Genomic DNA, 16,138 nt, shown 5'->3' with positions numbered 1-16,138 from the left:
AAATTCCTTGACGTGTCACTAGCATAATGATATAAAATAATTGTCGCTTTGACATATTTCTACAATATTATAATAACTATCTCGTCCAGGAGGGACATCATGCCTAATTTACACGAACTGGAAAATGCCATGCCTGTGGCTCCTTTGAAGATCATCGCTCTGCCGTCCGCAGAGAAAATGGGGCGCCGCATCAACGACTACATGGTAGAATTCCGCAAAAATATCCACAATGACAAAGTGAAAAACGATCCTGCCTTTCACGGCTATATCGAGAGCAATTATCTTGTAGACGTGGATGTACCCCGCTTCGGCAGCGGTGAAGCAAAGGCGCAGATCGGTGAGACTATCCGTGGCAAGGATCTGTTTATTTTAACAGATGTATGCAATCATAGTATTACTTACAACATGAACGGCTATACCAACCATATGTCTCCCGATGATCATTACCAGGATCTGAAGCGTGTCATTGCCGCATGCAACGGAAAAGCAAGACGTATCAATGTGATCATGCCTTTCCTCTACGAGGGCAGACAACATCGCCGCAGCGGCCGGGAATCCCTGGACTGTGCCTATGCACTGGAAGAATTAAGAGATATGGGAATCGATAACTTTATTACCTTTGATGCCCATGATCCCAGGGTTCAGAATTCCACACCTCTGAACGGCTTTGATAACTTTACTACCCCTTATCAATTCATTAAATCACTGTTAAATTCCGAGGATGATCTGATCGTGGACAAAGACCATCTGTTAGTAATCAGCCCGGACGAGGGAGCTTTGGACCGTGCCATCTATTTTGCCAGCGTCCTCGGTGTAGATACGGGTATGTTCTATAAGAGACGTGACTACTCCACCATTGTCAACGGCAAAAACCCAATTGTGGCTCATGAATTCTTAGGTGACAACATTGACGGCAAAGATATCATTATCATCGACGATATGATTTCTTCGGGAGGAAGCATGCTGGATACCGCCAGACAGTTAAAAGCCATGAATGCACGAAGAGTTTATATCTGTTGTACTTTCGGCCTGTTCACCGATGGGCTGAAGAACTTCGATGCTGCTTATGAGCATGGGGACTTCGATAAGGTCATTACTACAAATCTCACTTATCTGCCCCCCGAAATCTACACCAGACCTTATTTCGTAGAAGCCGATATGAGCAAATTTATTGCTTCCCTGATCGACTTTATGAACCATGACGCTTCTTTGTCTAACGTCATGGCCACTACCGACAAGATTCATGGTATTGTAGAGGCATACAACAGCCGAAAAGATATGAATGAATTTCATTTTTAACTAGCAAACATAAAAACGCAGAAGCCTGTAATGGCTCCTGCGTTTTTATTATGCTTCTTCTATAGTTTTAACCGGAACCGCTGTCTCCTCCTGCGACGGTCTCTCATACTCCGGGAAATCCAGAATGATTTTAAACAGATCTCCGTCCAGCTGAATCTGAAATTCACCATGCTGGGCCTGGGTAAGATTTTTTGCAATGTATAGTCCCAGTCCGCTTCCTTCCGTTGTTCTGGAGGTATCTCCCCGGATAAAACGTTCCGAAAGCTCTTCTCCCTTCAGATTCATCGGTCTGTCGGAAATATTTTTAAGGGAAGCGGTTACTCTCCCACCTTCAACCTTCATCTCCAGATAAACTCTGGTTCCTTCCAATGCGTATTTGCAGATATTTTGGAATAAATTTTCTATAATTCTCCACATTCTGCGGCTGTCAGCATATATCATCCCCGCTACATCACTTCCGTCAAATATGATCTGCAGCTTTTTCTCTTCCAGCCGATCCGAGAATTCTCCTACTGCCTGATTCAGCAATTCTGTAAGATTCAACGGTTCCAGGTTCAGTACGATATTGCCGGAAGATATTTTAGAAGCCTCCACCAGATCATCTGTAAGCTGCTTCAGTCTCTGAGACTTACTGTCAAGCACCGCAATATAACTCTTGGCCGGTTCTTCTGTAATTTTTAGTCTCTTCAACAGATCCACATAGTTAATAATGGAAGTCAGAGGTGTCTTGATGTCATGGGAGACATTGGTGATCAGATCCGATTTCATCTGTTCATCCTTCATGCTGGTACTTACCGCCTTGCGAATACCTTCGCCGATGTTATTTACTGCATCCGCCATCTCGCGGTTATCTCCGTGAAGCGCCTCCACATCCAGTTTGTAATCCACTTCTCCGTCACGGATCCTGCGGATTCCCTCCACAATGTCAATCTGTTCCGCCTTCTGCTTGAATTTGAGCACTCCCACAATGCCATCCAGAATAACGGCCGCAAATGCAGGAAGAAGCCACCATACTCCCTTGCCGCGAAGCAGATACGCCGCTAATATTCCAGCAAGATTTGCCAACAGAAACAGATTATACGGAATCAGGGAACTGACCGCAGAGTTCCTGTGGGATGACACAAAATGTACCGCCTTGCCAAAGCTGCTGACCAGCCAGTGCAGAAAACTGTCACTCCACATATTATGAGATTTAATTCTGCGGATCAGACTATACCAGAATACGTTGATTCCGGCACTAACCGAGAACCCGTACACTGCGAACACACCATAGGCCGCCAGGCGGGTAATTTCCCGGCCCTGTATTTCCGAATGACTCAGATATACCTTATTGGCCGTATCCATCAGATAACCATATCCCACTTTTCCGGCATAAACACATGCCAGCAAAACCAGTACCATGCATTCGATCCAGACATGATCTATTCCGTTCAGATACAATACCGGTTCGTCTTCCTCGTCAAAAGCCACTCCTGCTGTCACCGTCAGATAAATACCGATCAACAGCCATAACACCACCAGCAGAATGCCCCCGCCGATCAAATACCAGATATTCGGAACAATTCTCTGGAACACTACATTGGCATTGTAAAATGCATCTCCCTGTACCGGATAGTTCGTATCCACTGCGATCCATATATGTGTCATATCCGGATGCGCATAATCATAATCCTTGAGATACTGGTAGATCTGTCTCTCCGTCATTCCGGTATTGCCGGTAAATTCCAGACTGTCCGGATAGTAAATAAGATACCTTCTGTATTCGGAGAAATAATCCGTCATCTCGTTATCGGAACTGTCCGCAATCTCCGAGACATTTGTATAAGTCCTCGTAATGCCATCCTTTGACATCAGGCGCACCGCATACTTCAGGTTGCTCGCATTCTCCTGATACAGATCATTACAGTTCTGATACTGTTCGTAATTTGCGGACAATGTATGGATTGCCAGTGCCAGATTATTTTGTAAAGCAGTGTACTCCACCCAGTTATTGGCACAGGCGGTCAGTTGTTTTTCCCCATCCACCGTGGCATATCTGCATACGAGCATAGGAAAATAGACAGTCAATGTTCCGTCATCTTCCCTGGACACTCTGATATCCGTGACACTCTCTTTGACGATATACGTAAATGCCAGATCTTCCAGCCGTTCTGTCCGCTGGCTCTCCGGAATTGCTTCGATTGCCTGTGTTACCGCCTGCTGCTGTTCTTCTGTCTGTGTGCCTTCCACAGAGAATACCAGCTGCCCGTCTGCGTCCAGTCTGAAATTAGAGTTCTGATTCACCGATCCAAAGTAATTCACAAAATCCGACATGCTCATAATACGATCCGTATATTCCACGCCGTATTTTCCCCATTTGATCAGATCCTCCAATTCGTACACCGCAGTCACCGGGCAGTCTGCACTGCCGGTTTTACCGGAGACAAATTCCGTAATGTCAATATGTTTGTAGGGATCAAACGAACCATTTGTTTCCATCTGTCCCTTAATCACCATAAGCTGTATAATGTCCGATACTGAGCTTTGAAACAGATCATGGAAAATCACAGAGTCCTCAAATTCAGTCTCCGCATCCAATGGTGATAATTCATATACTTTGGTTCCGTCTGCCGTATCCACTGCCAGGTAAGAATTAAACAGGATCGCAGCAATGGCAACCATCAGCAGCAATGCGGCCGTCTGCTGTACCAATCCCAGTGCCAGCCGCTTTAACGTTGGTTTTCTCATGCCTGCTCCTTATCAATCTTGTAACCGACTCCCCATACTACTTTTAAGTATCTTGGTTCCTTGGGGTTGATTTCTATTTTCTCGCGAATGTGCCGGATATGCACCGCAACGGTATTGTCTGCCCCTATGGCATCCTCGTTCCATATGCTCTCATAGATCTGATTAATGGAAAATACGCGCCCCTGATTCTTCATCAGAAGCAATAAAATATTGTACTCGATGGGTGTCATCTTGACCGGTTCGTCATCCACCGTTACCTGTTTGGTGTCGTCATTCAACACCAGTCCTCCCACCTGATAGATTGCCTTATTCTCTCCGGTGAGACTTCCCAGGGAAGTATATCTGCGCAGGTTCGATTTCACCCTGGCCACGAGTTCTAACGGATTAAACGGCTTGCAGATATAATCATCCGCCCCGATGTTCAGACCCAGAATCTTATCCGTATCTTCGGATTTCGCCGACAGAATGATAATGGGAATACTGCTGTACTCACGGATCTTCAGTGTTGCACGTATGCCATCCAGCTTCGGCATCATAATATCCATGATCAGCAGATGAATTTCTTCCTTATCCAAAATCTGTATCGCCTGCTCTCCATCATATGCTTTATATATTTTGTAACCATCCTGACTCAGATAGATTTCAATCGCATCCACGATCTCTTTGTCATCATCACACACTAAAATGTTTGCCATACTTCCCTCATTTCTGCGTCTGCACGCTACTCCCACCTAAAATGTTATTAACTATTATTTTTCAGCATTAAAAAAGCTGCAAGATTCCCTCTTTGTCCGTGACTTGCACGGTGTGAAAAAAGGTACTCCGGGTTATGGCAGGTACATACATCCGTTACAGCAATATGTTCCGGAAGTACCCCCGCATTTAATAAAATGCTCCGATTGGCCTGCCACAGATCCAATTGATATTTTCCGGGTGCCTTTCCCTTTTGCAGAACTTTTTCCGGAAAATGTCCCCGAAATTGTTCCGCTACGTCTTCACCGATCTCATAACAGTCAGCACAGATGGATGGACCGATTGCCGTCACCAGATCCTCCGGTCTGCTATGAAAATGCTCCTGCATATACAGTACCATACAGGCAGCCATTCCCGCAACCGTTCCTCTCCATCCGGAATGTGCCAGACCTATTGCTCTGTGTACCGGATCTACAAAATACAGAGGAACACAATCCGCATAATAAGTCACCAGTGCAATCCCCGGAACATCCGTTACCAGTCCGTCAATATCCTCATAAGAGGAAGCTCTGCCGATTCCATTGCCGCAATCCTTCTCCGTTACCGCGTGTATATTGGTAGTATGGGTCTGTCTGGATGCCACCATATGCTCCGGGTCCGTGCCGAGTACTTCCCCGATCCGTCTGTAATTCTCCATAACATTCAAAGGATCATCCCCTCTGGAAAAGCTGAGATTCATGGTCGCATAAATTCCGCTACTTACACCACCGGTTCTGGTGGTAAACAAATGTTTCACCACTCCGGTCTCTTCCAGCTTCGGGAACACCAGATACTCCAGTTCTCCTGCCTGTCTCTGTTGTATGCTGTTTTTATCGCCGTGCTTACTTCTGATCAGTTGATACATATCTCTAACCTCTTGTGCGATAATAATGTGGAAAAGCATTAGGGATCCACTGAATCTTCTCTCCCTGAATTGCCACCACATCATAGCGCACCCATGTATTATCGTTATAGTTATGCAGACAACGGTAATAATCCGCTACACTGCATATTTTTCGCTGTTTTGATATTGTCACAGCTTCTGCCGCATTTCCTTTGGCGGTTCCGGATCGATATTTCACTTCGACAAATACAAGATATTTTCCGTCTCTGCCTACAATATCAATTTCTCCGTTTCTCCCCCTGCGGAAATTTCTATCCAGGATTATCATTCCTTTTTTTTGCAGATATTCTGCTGCCACCTGCTCATAAGCATTCCCCGTCTGCCTGTTATTCAATTCTTATGTTTTCCCCCATCTGCTGCACTCTCTTTTACCATACGATGATCTACCGCATCTACAAATACCAGAATTTCCGCTACCACTTCATAGAGTTCCGGTGGGATCATCTCTCCGATATCCAGCCTGGACAAAGTATCTGCCAGCTTGTCATCCCGATGGATCGGCACGCTGCTCTCCCGGGCCTTTTCGATAATCTTATCTGCCAGAATTCCTTTTCCGCTGGCTACCACCCGCGGCGCCTCATCGGAAGGATCGTATTCCAGGGCGATCGCCTGTTTTACTTTCTTTTTCTCGTCATCCATTCATTCTGTTCCCTCTCCAGTTTTGCTTACCCTATCCATTCACTGCGCTACGTCCTTACGTCAAATGCATATTGTGCCACGGGAACACTGCCTCCCGCCTCAAGAATGGGGGCCATTGCCTGTGCTGTCTGCTGAAGTTCTGTTCGCAGAGTAGTCTCACAATTGCAAACATATCCCCGCTGTTTCAGTCTCTGTGTCAGTACCTCCATATTGGCTTCCAGGTAATCCAGAATCGTATCATTCTGAACATAGAATTTCGTGCTGACTTTGGTATCCTGTAACGCCACATAGACATCCAACGGGCCCAAATGTTCCATATCCAGATGAAGCAGTGCGCTAACCCGTCCGTCTTTCCCTGCGAGGTTTTTCTTATTTGTATATACAAACAGTTCTCCTGTCTTATGTTCCCCCTGCCGCAAATGAAGAGGGAGCTGGATATAGGCATACGTCTGGTTGATCTGCTGTAAAAAATCCACATTCCGGCTTAAATTTGTCACCGCCTGAAAAGCGTTGGAACTGCTTTGTCCGTTTTCTTCCAGAAGACCCGCCAGACTCTTTAACTGTTTTCCAAGTTTCTGATAAAGTTCTTCCACCTTCTCCGAAGATTCCACATCCTCCGGTCGGATACTCCATGCATCCTGCAACAATTCGCCCGGCAATCCCTCTATTTTGAAATTCTGTAAAACACTGCGCAGTAAAGCAGTGTCCTTGGTCGCCAATCCCTGTTTTAACAGCTTCAACACCACTTCTGCGGCATCTTCCGGTTTCGTTCCGTCCACGATCATTTTCTGTGTAGGAAGCATAGTTTTTGATGCTTCCGGCGTTCCATTCGTAACAGCAGTATCCGTATGCGCTATTGCCTCCTTTGTCTGTGACATGGTCTCCCCCGGCTGCAATACCGTCTCTGTCTGCTCCGAATCGGGGAATTGTACGGTTGCCCGCTGTGCTTCCGGATTCTCTTCTCCTGGAATCAACAACTCCAAAATATGACCATAGATCGTAGCTGCCTGTTCTATCTCACCGTTTGTTGTCAGTCCCTGCAATGTACTATTCAGGTTCTCCGCCACAGCTGTGATTCCCTCCGTCAGCTGATGTGTCAGATTACGATAAGATGCCATCTGCGTCAGATTTTCCTCCGTAACCGGAAGTTCCAGCCGGTGCAGGTTCACGATATCTTCGATTGCCGCTTCCGGAAACACATTGCTCTCATGCCAGATCTGCTGCAAAGTATTTTTATCAATAGGGAAACCTGCATCCATCAACTGTTTCGTCATGGCTACTGTACTCTCATTGGTCGGCAGCGATGCCATTTCCAATGCTTTCAGCACGGTTCCCTCCGTTGCCATATTTGTAAATAACGGACTTAAGCTCAGTACCTGTCCGTTATTTTTGACCTGAAATGTAATATTCTGTCCTAAAGCCAGACGAATATCCGCATCCACCCTGGCATCGATCAGAACATCCTGAAGCAGACGGATCTGCGCATTATTCCCTTCTCTGGAGACTACCTCCCCTCGAATCGTCTGTCCCGGAACCAATGTCCGGATCTGCCGACTCACCTGTTCCGCATTTTGGGTATCCGTCGTCTGCACTTTGCTGTTATCCGTGATTTTGTCCTGCGAAAACCATCCTGTCAGTTTCATCGTATATTCTGCTCTCCCCTGAGATTTTCTTCTAAAATCCGAAGTTTTTGATAAAACTGTGTCTGTGAATCGGTGTGGGGCCATATTGCCTCAAAGCGGCAATATGCGCTGCACTGCCATACCCCTTATTGGAAGCAAAGTCGTACTCCGGGAACACATCCGCATACTGTTCCATCAGCCGGTCTCTGGTCACCTTTGCCACAATACTGGCCGCCCCGATGGAAATACTTTTGGCATCTCCCTTAATGATCGGTACCTGCCGGATATTCACTCCGGGAATTGTAACCGCATCGTTTAAAAGCAGATCCGGTGCCGGTGACAATTTACCGATAGCTTCCCTCATTGCCTCATAAGTAGCTTGTAAAATATTGATCTCATCGATTCTCTCCGGAGATGCGTACCCTACCGCCCAGGCTACTGCTTCCTTTGTGATTACATCATACAGTTCTTCTCTCTTTTTTTCGGATAATTGCTTGGAATCATTAATATAGAGAATATTGCAATCCTTAGGTAAAATGACAGCACCCGCTACCACAGGTCCCGCAAGCGGTCCTCTGCCCACTTCGTCAATACCGCAGATATAAGTGTATCCTGCATATTCCTTCTCATATTTTTTCAGATTCTCTATTCTCTGTTTTTCCTTTTCCAATGCGCCCAGTTTTTTCTGTGCTGATGCAACCAGTTTCTGTACGCCGTTCCTGGGATCCTCTTGATATGCTGCTATAAAATCAGGCAGCTTCTCTAACTCCGCTGCCTGTAATATTTCTTTGATCTTCGCTGCACTTTCCATCTTTTTCTCCGATCATCTGTTAAATTCACTGATGCTTTAACACTCCGAAATCAGAAAGCGGCCAGATTCTCAGCCATGCTTTTCCGATAATATCTTCCCGCTTGATATTCCCTACGATATCCGTCCGGCTGTCACTGGAATTATTCCTGTTATCTCCCATGACAAAATACTCGTCCTCTCCAAGTACGATTGGTTCCGCGGCCCGCCCGATCGTCTCCGGCTGAATCACTTCTCTTCCGTAGGACTCCTCCATTTTCTCGCCGTTGATGTAAATGCTGCCATCCTCCATGATCTGTACCGTCTCTCCGGGTAATCCGATGATACGTTTAATATAATATGTATTTGCCTGATACTGAAACGGAAATACAATAATATCAAAACGCTCCGGATCACGAAAACGATAACTCAGCTTATCCACAATCAGGTTATCCCCATTGTGAAGGGTATTCTCCATAGAGGCTCCCTCCACTTCGGTACGCTGTCCCACGAAGGTGATCACAAGCCATACCGCTCCCAGAACACAGAGCAGGTAAATGGCAGTGTTCAAAAATTCTTTCATTACTTTATTCATTGTCTGAATCTATCCTCTCCAGTGTCATTCTTCCCAGCTTACCGCTACGGAAATCATCGATCAGAAGTCCGGATGCCTTTACCAGGTCCAGCTGTTCTCCCTTTGAATAACATTTGCGGCTCTCTGCCACCGCTTCCAGTATTTCTATGGGTTTACCCACAGGATCTGCTGCGTAGCGTTCCTGCAGTGCTTTCGGATACAGCTCTTTGATGGCTCCGATAAGATCACATGCCAGCTCATCAGGGATCAGGATCTCATCATTCATGGATCCGATAAACGCCAGCCGCATTCCCACCTGCTGGTCCTCAAACTTCGGCCACAGAATACCGGGAGTATCCAAAAGTTCCAGTCCCTTGTTCAGCCGGATCCACTGTTTTCCTTTTGTCACGCCTGGCTTATTACCGGTCTTTGCACAGGCTTTGCCTGCAAAAGAATTAATAAAAGTGGATTTTCCTACATTGGGAATTCCTACGACCATTGCACGTACCGGACGATTTACGATTCCACGCTTCCTGTCACGCTCGATTTTATCCTTACAGACTTCCTGTACCAGTCCCTGAATGGATTTGATTCCCATTCCGGTACGGGAATTGATCTCCAACACTCCCATTCCCTTTGCGGCAAAATATTCCACCCATTTTTTATTCCAGACAGGATCCGCCAGGTCGGATTTGTTCAATAAAATGATCCTGGACTTTCCCTTTCCCAGTTCATCAATGTCTGGATTTCTGCTGCTGATGGGAATTCTGGCATCTACCAGTTCAATGACCAGATCGATAAGTTTTATATTTTCCTGCATCATACGACGTGCTTTGGTCATATGACCGGGATACCATTGATAATTCATTCGTTTCCTCTTTCCTTTATTCCTGCATTCCTTTATTTGATAAATCCCATACCTTCTGTAGAAGATTTTAGGTGGAACCATGCCTTGCCCACAATATCATCCTCATCCACCGGACCGATATTGGCTGATCTGCTGTCTTCACTGTTATTCGGATTATCTCCGATGCAGAAATATTCTCCGCTTCCAAGAATCAGCTCATTCTCAGCAATACCGGCATCCAGTACCCTCTCTGTAACCCAGATACTCTGCTGACCGTTCACATACAGTGTTCCGTCTGCGATCCGTACTTTATCCCCCGGTCCTGCCACGACTCTCTTAATATAATAATGGGAATTCTCATTGCCATTGGGCAGAAATGCCACAACATCTCCTGCCTTGGGGGACGACAGGATATAGGTAAAACGGTCAATGTAGATCTGCTGTCCGTTCTCCAATGTCGGTTCCATGGACATACCCACCACTCTTGCCGACCTGCCGAGGAAGATCACTATAACTCCGGCGAGAAACACAGACAACGCAATGCCGAAGATCCAGCTGAATATCTCCCGCAAAAGTGCCTGACTGATCTTTTTCTTTTTTTTGTAAAAACTTAGTCCTTTATTTCTCAATGTTATGCCCTATCTTACTATCCAAGTTTACAAGTCAAAGTGTACCATATCCGGGGTGTTTTTTCAAATATAAAAGGCAGCTGTTCTAAAACAGCTGCCCTCACCGGTCAATACAATTATTTTACTAATTCCTTAACCTTTGCCTTCTTACCAACACGATCTCTTAAGTAATTCAGCTTAGCGCGTCTTACTTTACCCTTTCTTACAACTTCGATCTTCTCTACATTGGGAGAGTGTAAAGGCCAGGTCTTCTCTACGCCGATTCCGTTAGAAGTCTTTCTAACAGTGAAAGTCTCTCTGTTGCTGCCGCCCTGTCTCTTCAGTACAACGCCCTCAAACACCTGGATTCTCTCACGGTTACCCTCTTTGATCTTGCCGTATACCTTAACGGTATCGCCAACTTCAAACTGGTCAACGGTCTCTTTTAACTGTTCTGCTTCGATCTCTTTGATAATGTTACTCATAATGAGCCTCCTTCATAAAATGGATGTTCTTAATACGCTTATTGGTAACAGAGGACCATCTCGTTTTCACAACATTCAGATTTTATCATAAGCCTGCATAAAAAGCAAGCTTTTTTTATCTGTACAGCCACCAGATCACAGTTTCCGACAGATTCAGCCCCAACCGTTCCTGCAGTTGTACGGACGCTTCATTTCCATTCACAATATGGGCGTAGGGTATCATCCCCTGTTCTCTCTGTTTGTTGATCAGATAACCTTCCAGGGATGCTGCAAGTCCTTGTCTGCGGTATGCATCCTCCACATACAGCATTCCCATGCTGCCGTCATTGTGACATCCTATAAAACCACAGAGTTTTCCTTCAATATAGATACCGAAGACATCTCCGGCTGCAATCCTCTCCCGAACATAAATCTCATCTCCCAGATGATAATGCTCAGCCACATAAGGGACCTCTTCCACTGTCAGCTGCCGGATGTCCTTATGCTTCACCGGAAGTGGTTCTCCTCTGGTATAGCACGCCTGGGAACATAGCATACTGCCATGATACCCTAAAATCTCACTGACACGTTCATTCCACCGGTCTGTCACGGTCACCATACTATGCTCCGACACGGCTTTCGGAATCAGTGGCAGCATTTGCTCCAAATGCTCCTCATCCTCCGCATTCAGCATAGCATTGCCGATCTCCGGCAGATAGATCAGTACATTTTTCCCCTCCGCATAGAGAACTTCCCCCAGTCCTCTGGACAGTGTCTCCATCATATGAATAAAAATACGTTTCTTCGCGGAAAGTTTTTTGATGACCCGCTGTTTTTCCTGATATTTTGCATAGAGATCCGGACGGCGTTCTTCGGTGCGTCGCTCGGACTGTTCCCGGCGCCAGGCGCTTATTTTCTTATGATTTCCGGATAAAAGAACCTCCGGTACCTTCTTTCCATGCCAGTTCTCCGGGCGGGAATACTGGGGATATTCCAACAGATCGTTATGAAAGCTCTCTGTCTCGGCAGATTCGTCGTTATTGAGCACTTCGGGCACCAGTCGCGCCACAGCGTCCACCACGACCATGGCAGCCAGCTCTCCGCCGGTGAGAACATAATCTCCGATGGAGATATAATCGGTTACCACTTCCTCCAATACTCGCTCATCAATTCCTTCGTAATGCCCACAAAGTAATACCAGTTCCTCTTCCCCGGACAATTCCTTTGCCTTTTTCTGTGTAAAAGGCTCTCCCTGGGGAGTCAGATAGACGCAGCGGATCTTTTTTTCTCCTGCTACCGCCCGGTAAGCATCATAGACCGGCTGTGCCTGCATCAGCATTCCAGCGCCGCCGCCATAAGTGTAATCATCTACTTTTCCATGCTTGTCCTGTGTGTAATCCCGGATATTCACCGCATCGATGGAGATCAGGTTCTTCTCCGCCGCTCTTCCTAAAATACTGGTCGCCAGTCCATGTTGCACCATCTCAGGAAACAGGGTCAAAATGTGAAACTTCATCATAAGTCAAGCAATCCTTCCAATACATGTACCTGCATCATGCCGTTCTCCACGTCCACGTTCAGTATACACTGTTTGATAGCGGGCAAAAGCAGACTTCTGCCGTCCGCCATCTCCACTTCGTAAACATCATTGGCACCGGTCTCGATGACATCCTTTACCGTACCTAATTCTATGCCATCCTCATCCTGCACCTTAAGTCCGATCAGGTCTGCAATGAAATACTCGTCTCTTTGCAGACGCACCGCATTTTTACGGGTCACATACAGGCTTTTCTGACGGTATTTTTCTATATCGTTAATGTTGTCCAGTCCTTTGAATTTCAGGATCACAAACTGTTTAAAGAACTTGACGCCTTCGATTTCCAGATTTAATTTTTCCCTGCCGGTATCCAAAACGACTTCCTTTAATCTGCGGAATCTTCTGGGATCATCCGTGGTAGGATATACCTTCACTTCTCCTCTTACCCCATGGGTGGAAGTGATAATGCCGACCTGTAACAGATCTTCCATATAGTCTTACTCCATTCCGGCTGATAGCCAAAAAACGGAGAAACACACATCTGTATGTTTCTCCGCTCAACGTCTGTGATCTTCTAACTTGAATTAAACGATCTCAACGTCCACTCTTGTGTTGTCTTTGGATGATGCTGCCTTCACAACGGAGCGGATTGCTTTTGCAATACGTCCCTGCTTACCGATCACCTTACCCATATCGGACGCAGCTACATGAAGTTCAAGGACGATATTTTTTCCTTCTGTCTTCTCAGTTACAACTACTTCATCCGGATTATCAACGAGTGCCTTTGCAACTACTTCTACTAGTTCCTTCATAATCCACCTCCGATGAATAGATATTTAGAACTTATTTCTCGATTCCCGCAACCTTGAAAAGCTTAGCAACCTGCTCGGTAGGCTGAGCACCGTTCTGTAACCACTTTTTAGCCAGGTCTTCGTTGATCTTGAAAGTGGAAGGATCGGTGGAAGGATCGTAAGTACCGATCTCCTCGATGAATCTACCGTCTCTGGGAGAACGAGAATCTGCTACAATAATTCTGTAAAAAGGAGCCTTCTTCTGTCCCATTCTTCTTAATCTGATCTTTACTGCCATTTCTTTTTCCTCCATTAATAAAAAATTAAATTTATATGATAAGAACTGATTGTTCATATCGGACTTAAGTTAAATAAGTAAAAGTGCTTAGAAAAATCTGCCGCCCATGCCGGGAAATTTTCCGCCGCCAAACATACCGCCCATGCCACCGCGGCCCTTTTTGCCGCCGCCAAACTGTTTCATCATCTTCTGGGTCTGCTCAAACTGTTTGATAAACCGGTTCACCGTTGCGATATCCACGCCGGCACCTTTTGCAATGCGGTGTTTTCTCTGAGGGGTCAGGATCTTGGGATTCCTGCGCTCTTCCTTCGTCATGGATAATACGATGGCTTCCGTGCGCTTCATCTGGGTCTCATCAATGGCACCCTCTAAATCCGAGGTCTTGATACCCATTCCGGGAAGCATCCCTAAGATACTGGACAGACCGCCCATGTTGCGCATCTGCTTCATGCTCTCCAGGTAATCTTCAAAATCGAACTTACCTTTCTTCATGCGGCCGGCCATATCACGGCTCTTCTCCTCATCGATGTCAATGCTTGCCTGCGCCTTATCAATGAGGGATAATACGTCGCCCATGCCTAAGATCCGGCTTGCCATACGGTCGGGGTAGAACTGCTCTAAGTCAGACAGCTTCTCTCCCATACTTACAAAAAGGATCGGCTTACCTGTGACTGCTTTGATGGAAAGTGCCGCACCGCCTCTGGTATCGCCGTCCATTTTGGACAGGATCACACCGTCGACGCCCACCTTTTCATCGAATTCCTTTGCCACATTTACAGCATCCTGACCGGTCATTGCATCGACTACCAACAGTGTCTGATGCACTGTCACGGTTTCTTTGATCTCCTGAAGTTCTGCCATCATGTCTTCATCCACATGAAGTCGTCCGGCAGTATCGAGGATTACTACATTATGACCGTTCTTCTCCGCATATGCGATCGCATTCTGTGCAATCTCTGCAGGCTTGTGATCCGTTCCCATGGAGAACACATCGACTTCCTGCTTCTTACCGTTGATCTGTAACTGTTCAATGGCTGCGGGACGGTAAATATCGCAGGCTACCAATAACGGCTTTTTGCCCTTGAGCTTCAGCTTACCGGCAATTTTCGCAGTTGCTGTGGTCTTACCTGCACCCTGAAGACCTGCCATCATGATGACGGTAATGGCCTTACCCGGCTGCATGGCGATCTCTGTGGTCTCACTGCCCATGAGGTTGATCATCTCTTCATTTACGATCTTGATCACCATTTGTCCGGGATTCAGACCGTTCATGACATCCTGACCAATGGCACGTTCTTCCACTGCCTTCACGAACTGCTTGACTACCTTGAAGTTAACATCTGCCTCCAGTAGCGCCATCTTGACTTCCTTCAGTGCGGACTTGACATCCTCTTCCGTCAGACGGCCTTTGCTTCTTAAGTTTTTAAAAACATTTTGGAGTTTGTCTGTTAAACTTTCAAATGCCATTTGCTACTCCTTACCATTCCTTTAAAAGGGATCTGGACAATTCTCGGATGCGTCTCATCCGTTCTTCGGGATCCGTGGTATCCTCCGCTGTCAACTGTTCGATCTCACCGATCTTCTCCTTGGCTGCCATAAAGCGTTCCACCAGATGAAGCTTGCTTTCATAATCCTGCAGGATCTTATCACAACGCTTGATCAGATCATGGACGCCCTGCCTGCTGATGCCCTGTTCTCCAGCGATCTCACTGAGAGACATATCATTATATACTGCATCCTCATACACTCGCTGCTGATGCTCGGTGAGAAGCTCACCGTAGAAATCATACAACAGATTCTGTTCCAAAATCCTGTCCATCTTATCCAGTGCCTTTCTATAGGTCATGCGATATGCACCTTGGCTATCATACTATAGAAAGTCATAGGTGTCAAGTATTTTTTCTTTACACCTTTGCTATATAAATTGAGAGTTTACGCGAGCAATGAGCCGCGCATAGGCAAAATAAGAACCGTGATTTGGAGCTTGCTCACAAATCACGGTTTTTACTTTTGACGTGATGCGGCGAACGCCGCGATATGAAATAAGATTGGCAGCGCTTTTTGCTGACAATCTTATGAATAGCGTGGCTCATTGCGGATGCCATCTGCCACCCGGGTAGATCTGTTTGTATTAAAAACACCATTTTCGGCTAAAAAAATACAAAAACAGGAGATTTTGCCATGTAAAAAGCTGTTATTTTCGCTGAACGTGCAAAATGAAGAAAATCCGTACAAAAATTCCTGATTTAGAAGTTTTTTTGTACGGATTTTGCTATTTTGATGCAATTTTCACCAAAGCAATAGAAAGA

18 protein-coding genes and 1 pseudogene are annotated in these 16,138 nt (G+C 46.0%); 1 reads left to right on the top strand and 18 read right to left on the bottom strand.

Annotated elements, in window-relative coordinates:
* Window positions 1-99 precede the first annotated feature (99 nt).
* On the top strand, window positions 100-1,299 hold the full coding sequence (locus tag FYJ59_RS11920; protein WP_154497633.1) for a ribose-phosphate pyrophosphokinase: 1,200 nt from the start codon (window positions 100-102) through the stop codon (window positions 1,297-1,299).
* Window positions 1,300-1,347: 48 nt separating this feature from the next.
* On the opposite strand, the gene FYJ59_RS11915 is transcribed toward FYJ59_RS11920, so the two are convergent.
* From FYJ59_RS11915 to ylxM, 18 genes and pseudogenes are all read right to left on the bottom strand, one after another.
* Window positions 1,348-4,026, bottom strand: a complete 2,679-nt coding sequence (locus tag FYJ59_RS11915) for a sensor histidine kinase (protein WP_154497630.1) — start codon at window positions 4,024-4,026, stop codon at window positions 1,348-1,350.
* Complete coding sequence (locus FYJ59_RS11910) at window positions 4,023-4,721, bottom strand: response regulator transcription factor (RefSeq protein ID WP_022153346.1); 699 nt, start codon at window positions 4,719-4,721, stop codon at window positions 4,023-4,025. Before FYJ59_RS11910 ends, FYJ59_RS11915 begins: the two co-directional genes overlap by 4 nt.
* 47 nt (window positions 4,722-4,768) lie before the next feature.
* A complete protein-coding gene (gene pgeF, locus FYJ59_RS11905; protein ID WP_154497627.1) occupies window positions 4,769-5,623 on the bottom strand; it encodes a peptidoglycan editing factor PgeF in 855 nt (284 codons plus the stop codon).
* A gap of 4 nt (window positions 5,624-5,627) precedes the next feature.
* Window positions 5,628-5,996: a YraN family protein gene (locus FYJ59_RS11900; protein WP_154497624.1), complete on the bottom strand. Its 369-nt coding sequence runs from the start codon at window positions 5,994-5,996 to the stop codon at window positions 5,628-5,630.
* Window positions 5,993-6,301: an EscU/YscU/HrcU family type III secretion system export apparatus switch protein gene (locus FYJ59_RS11895; RefSeq protein WP_154497621.1), complete on the bottom strand. Its 309-nt coding sequence runs from the start codon at window positions 6,299-6,301 to the stop codon at window positions 5,993-5,995. Before FYJ59_RS11895 ends, FYJ59_RS11900 begins: the two co-directional genes overlap by 4 nt.
* 47 nt (window positions 6,302-6,348) lie before the next feature.
* Window positions 6,349-7,944: a flagellar hook-length control protein FliK gene (gene fliK / locus FYJ59_RS11890; protein WP_205839538.1), complete on the bottom strand. Its 1,596-nt coding sequence runs from the start codon at window positions 7,942-7,944 to the stop codon at window positions 6,349-6,351.
* 31 nt (window positions 7,945-7,975) lie between these two features.
* Entirely contained in the window at window positions 7,976-8,734 is a 759-nt protein-coding gene (locus tag FYJ59_RS11885; RefSeq protein WP_154497615.1) for a ribonuclease HII, read from the bottom strand.
* A 25-nt stretch (window positions 8,735-8,759) separates the two neighbouring features.
* Window positions 8,760-9,305 carry a signal peptidase I gene (gene lepB / locus FYJ59_RS11880; protein ID WP_118550765.1) on the bottom strand — a complete coding sequence of 182 codons (546 nt, stop codon included), beginning with the start codon at window positions 9,303-9,305 and terminating at the stop codon, window positions 8,760-8,762.
* Window positions 9,298-10,152 carry a ribosome biogenesis GTPase YlqF gene (ylqF, locus tag FYJ59_RS11875; RefSeq protein ID WP_154497612.1) on the bottom strand — a complete coding sequence of 285 codons (855 nt, stop codon included), beginning with the start codon at window positions 10,150-10,152 and terminating at the stop codon, window positions 9,298-9,300. The genes lepB (FYJ59_RS11880) and ylqF overlap by 8 nt, the downstream gene beginning before the upstream one ends.
* Window positions 10,153-10,184: 32 nt before the next feature.
* Window positions 10,185-10,760, bottom strand: coding sequence for a signal peptidase I (gene lepB, locus FYJ59_RS11870; RefSeq protein WP_154497609.1), 576 nt, complete (start codon window positions 10,758-10,760; stop codon window positions 10,185-10,187).
* Between the two features lie 116 nt (window positions 10,761-10,876).
* Window positions 10,877-11,224: a 50S ribosomal protein L19 gene (rplS, locus tag FYJ59_RS11865; RefSeq protein ID WP_022153355.1), complete on the bottom strand. Its 348-nt coding sequence runs from the start codon at window positions 11,222-11,224 to the stop codon at window positions 10,877-10,879.
* Between the two features lie 115 nt (window positions 11,225-11,339).
* Window positions 11,340-11,759: a GNAT family N-acetyltransferase gene (locus FYJ59_RS14555; protein ID WP_456300785.1), complete on the bottom strand. Its 420-nt coding sequence runs from the start codon at window positions 11,757-11,759 to the stop codon at window positions 11,340-11,342.
* Window positions 11,760-12,017: 258 nt separating this feature from the next.
* Window positions 12,018-12,719, bottom strand: a pseudogene (gene trmD / locus FYJ59_RS14550) (tRNA (guanosine(37)-N1)-methyltransferase TrmD); the annotation flags it as partial.
* Entirely contained in the window at window positions 12,719-13,231 is a 513-nt protein-coding gene (gene rimM / locus FYJ59_RS11855; protein WP_154497606.1) for a ribosome maturation factor RimM, read from the bottom strand. The gene rimM and the pseudogene trmD, both read right to left, overlap by 1 nt.
* Window positions 13,232-13,324: 93 nt before the next feature.
* Window positions 13,325-13,552 (bottom strand): KH domain-containing protein, encoded by a 228-nt coding sequence (locus tag FYJ59_RS11850; RefSeq protein WP_022154075.1) that lies wholly within the window; start codon window positions 13,550-13,552, stop codon window positions 13,325-13,327.
* A gap of 31 nt (window positions 13,553-13,583) precedes the next feature.
* Complete coding sequence (gene rpsP / locus FYJ59_RS11845; protein WP_022154076.1) at window positions 13,584-13,829, bottom strand: 30S ribosomal protein S16; 246 nt, start codon at window positions 13,827-13,829, stop codon at window positions 13,584-13,586.
* An 87-nt stretch (window positions 13,830-13,916) separates the two neighbouring features.
* A complete protein-coding gene (ffh, locus tag FYJ59_RS11840) occupies window positions 13,917-15,296 on the bottom strand; it encodes a signal recognition particle protein (RefSeq protein ID WP_118550768.1) in 1,380 nt (459 codons plus the stop codon).
* 10 nt (window positions 15,297-15,306) lie between these two features.
* Entirely contained in the window at window positions 15,307-15,648 is a 342-nt protein-coding gene (ylxM, locus tag FYJ59_RS11835) for a YlxM family DNA-binding protein (protein ID WP_117466484.1), read from the bottom strand.
* Between the last annotated feature and the right edge of the window lie 490 nt (window positions 15,649-16,138).

Source organism: Waltera intestinalis (assembly GCF_009695995.1).
Lineage (GTDB): Bacteria > Bacillota > Clostridia > Lachnospirales > Lachnospiraceae > Acetatifactor > Acetatifactor intestinalis.
The sequence above is the reverse complement of the archived record's forward strand: the minus strand, read 5'-3'. Positions and strand labels throughout refer to the sequence as shown.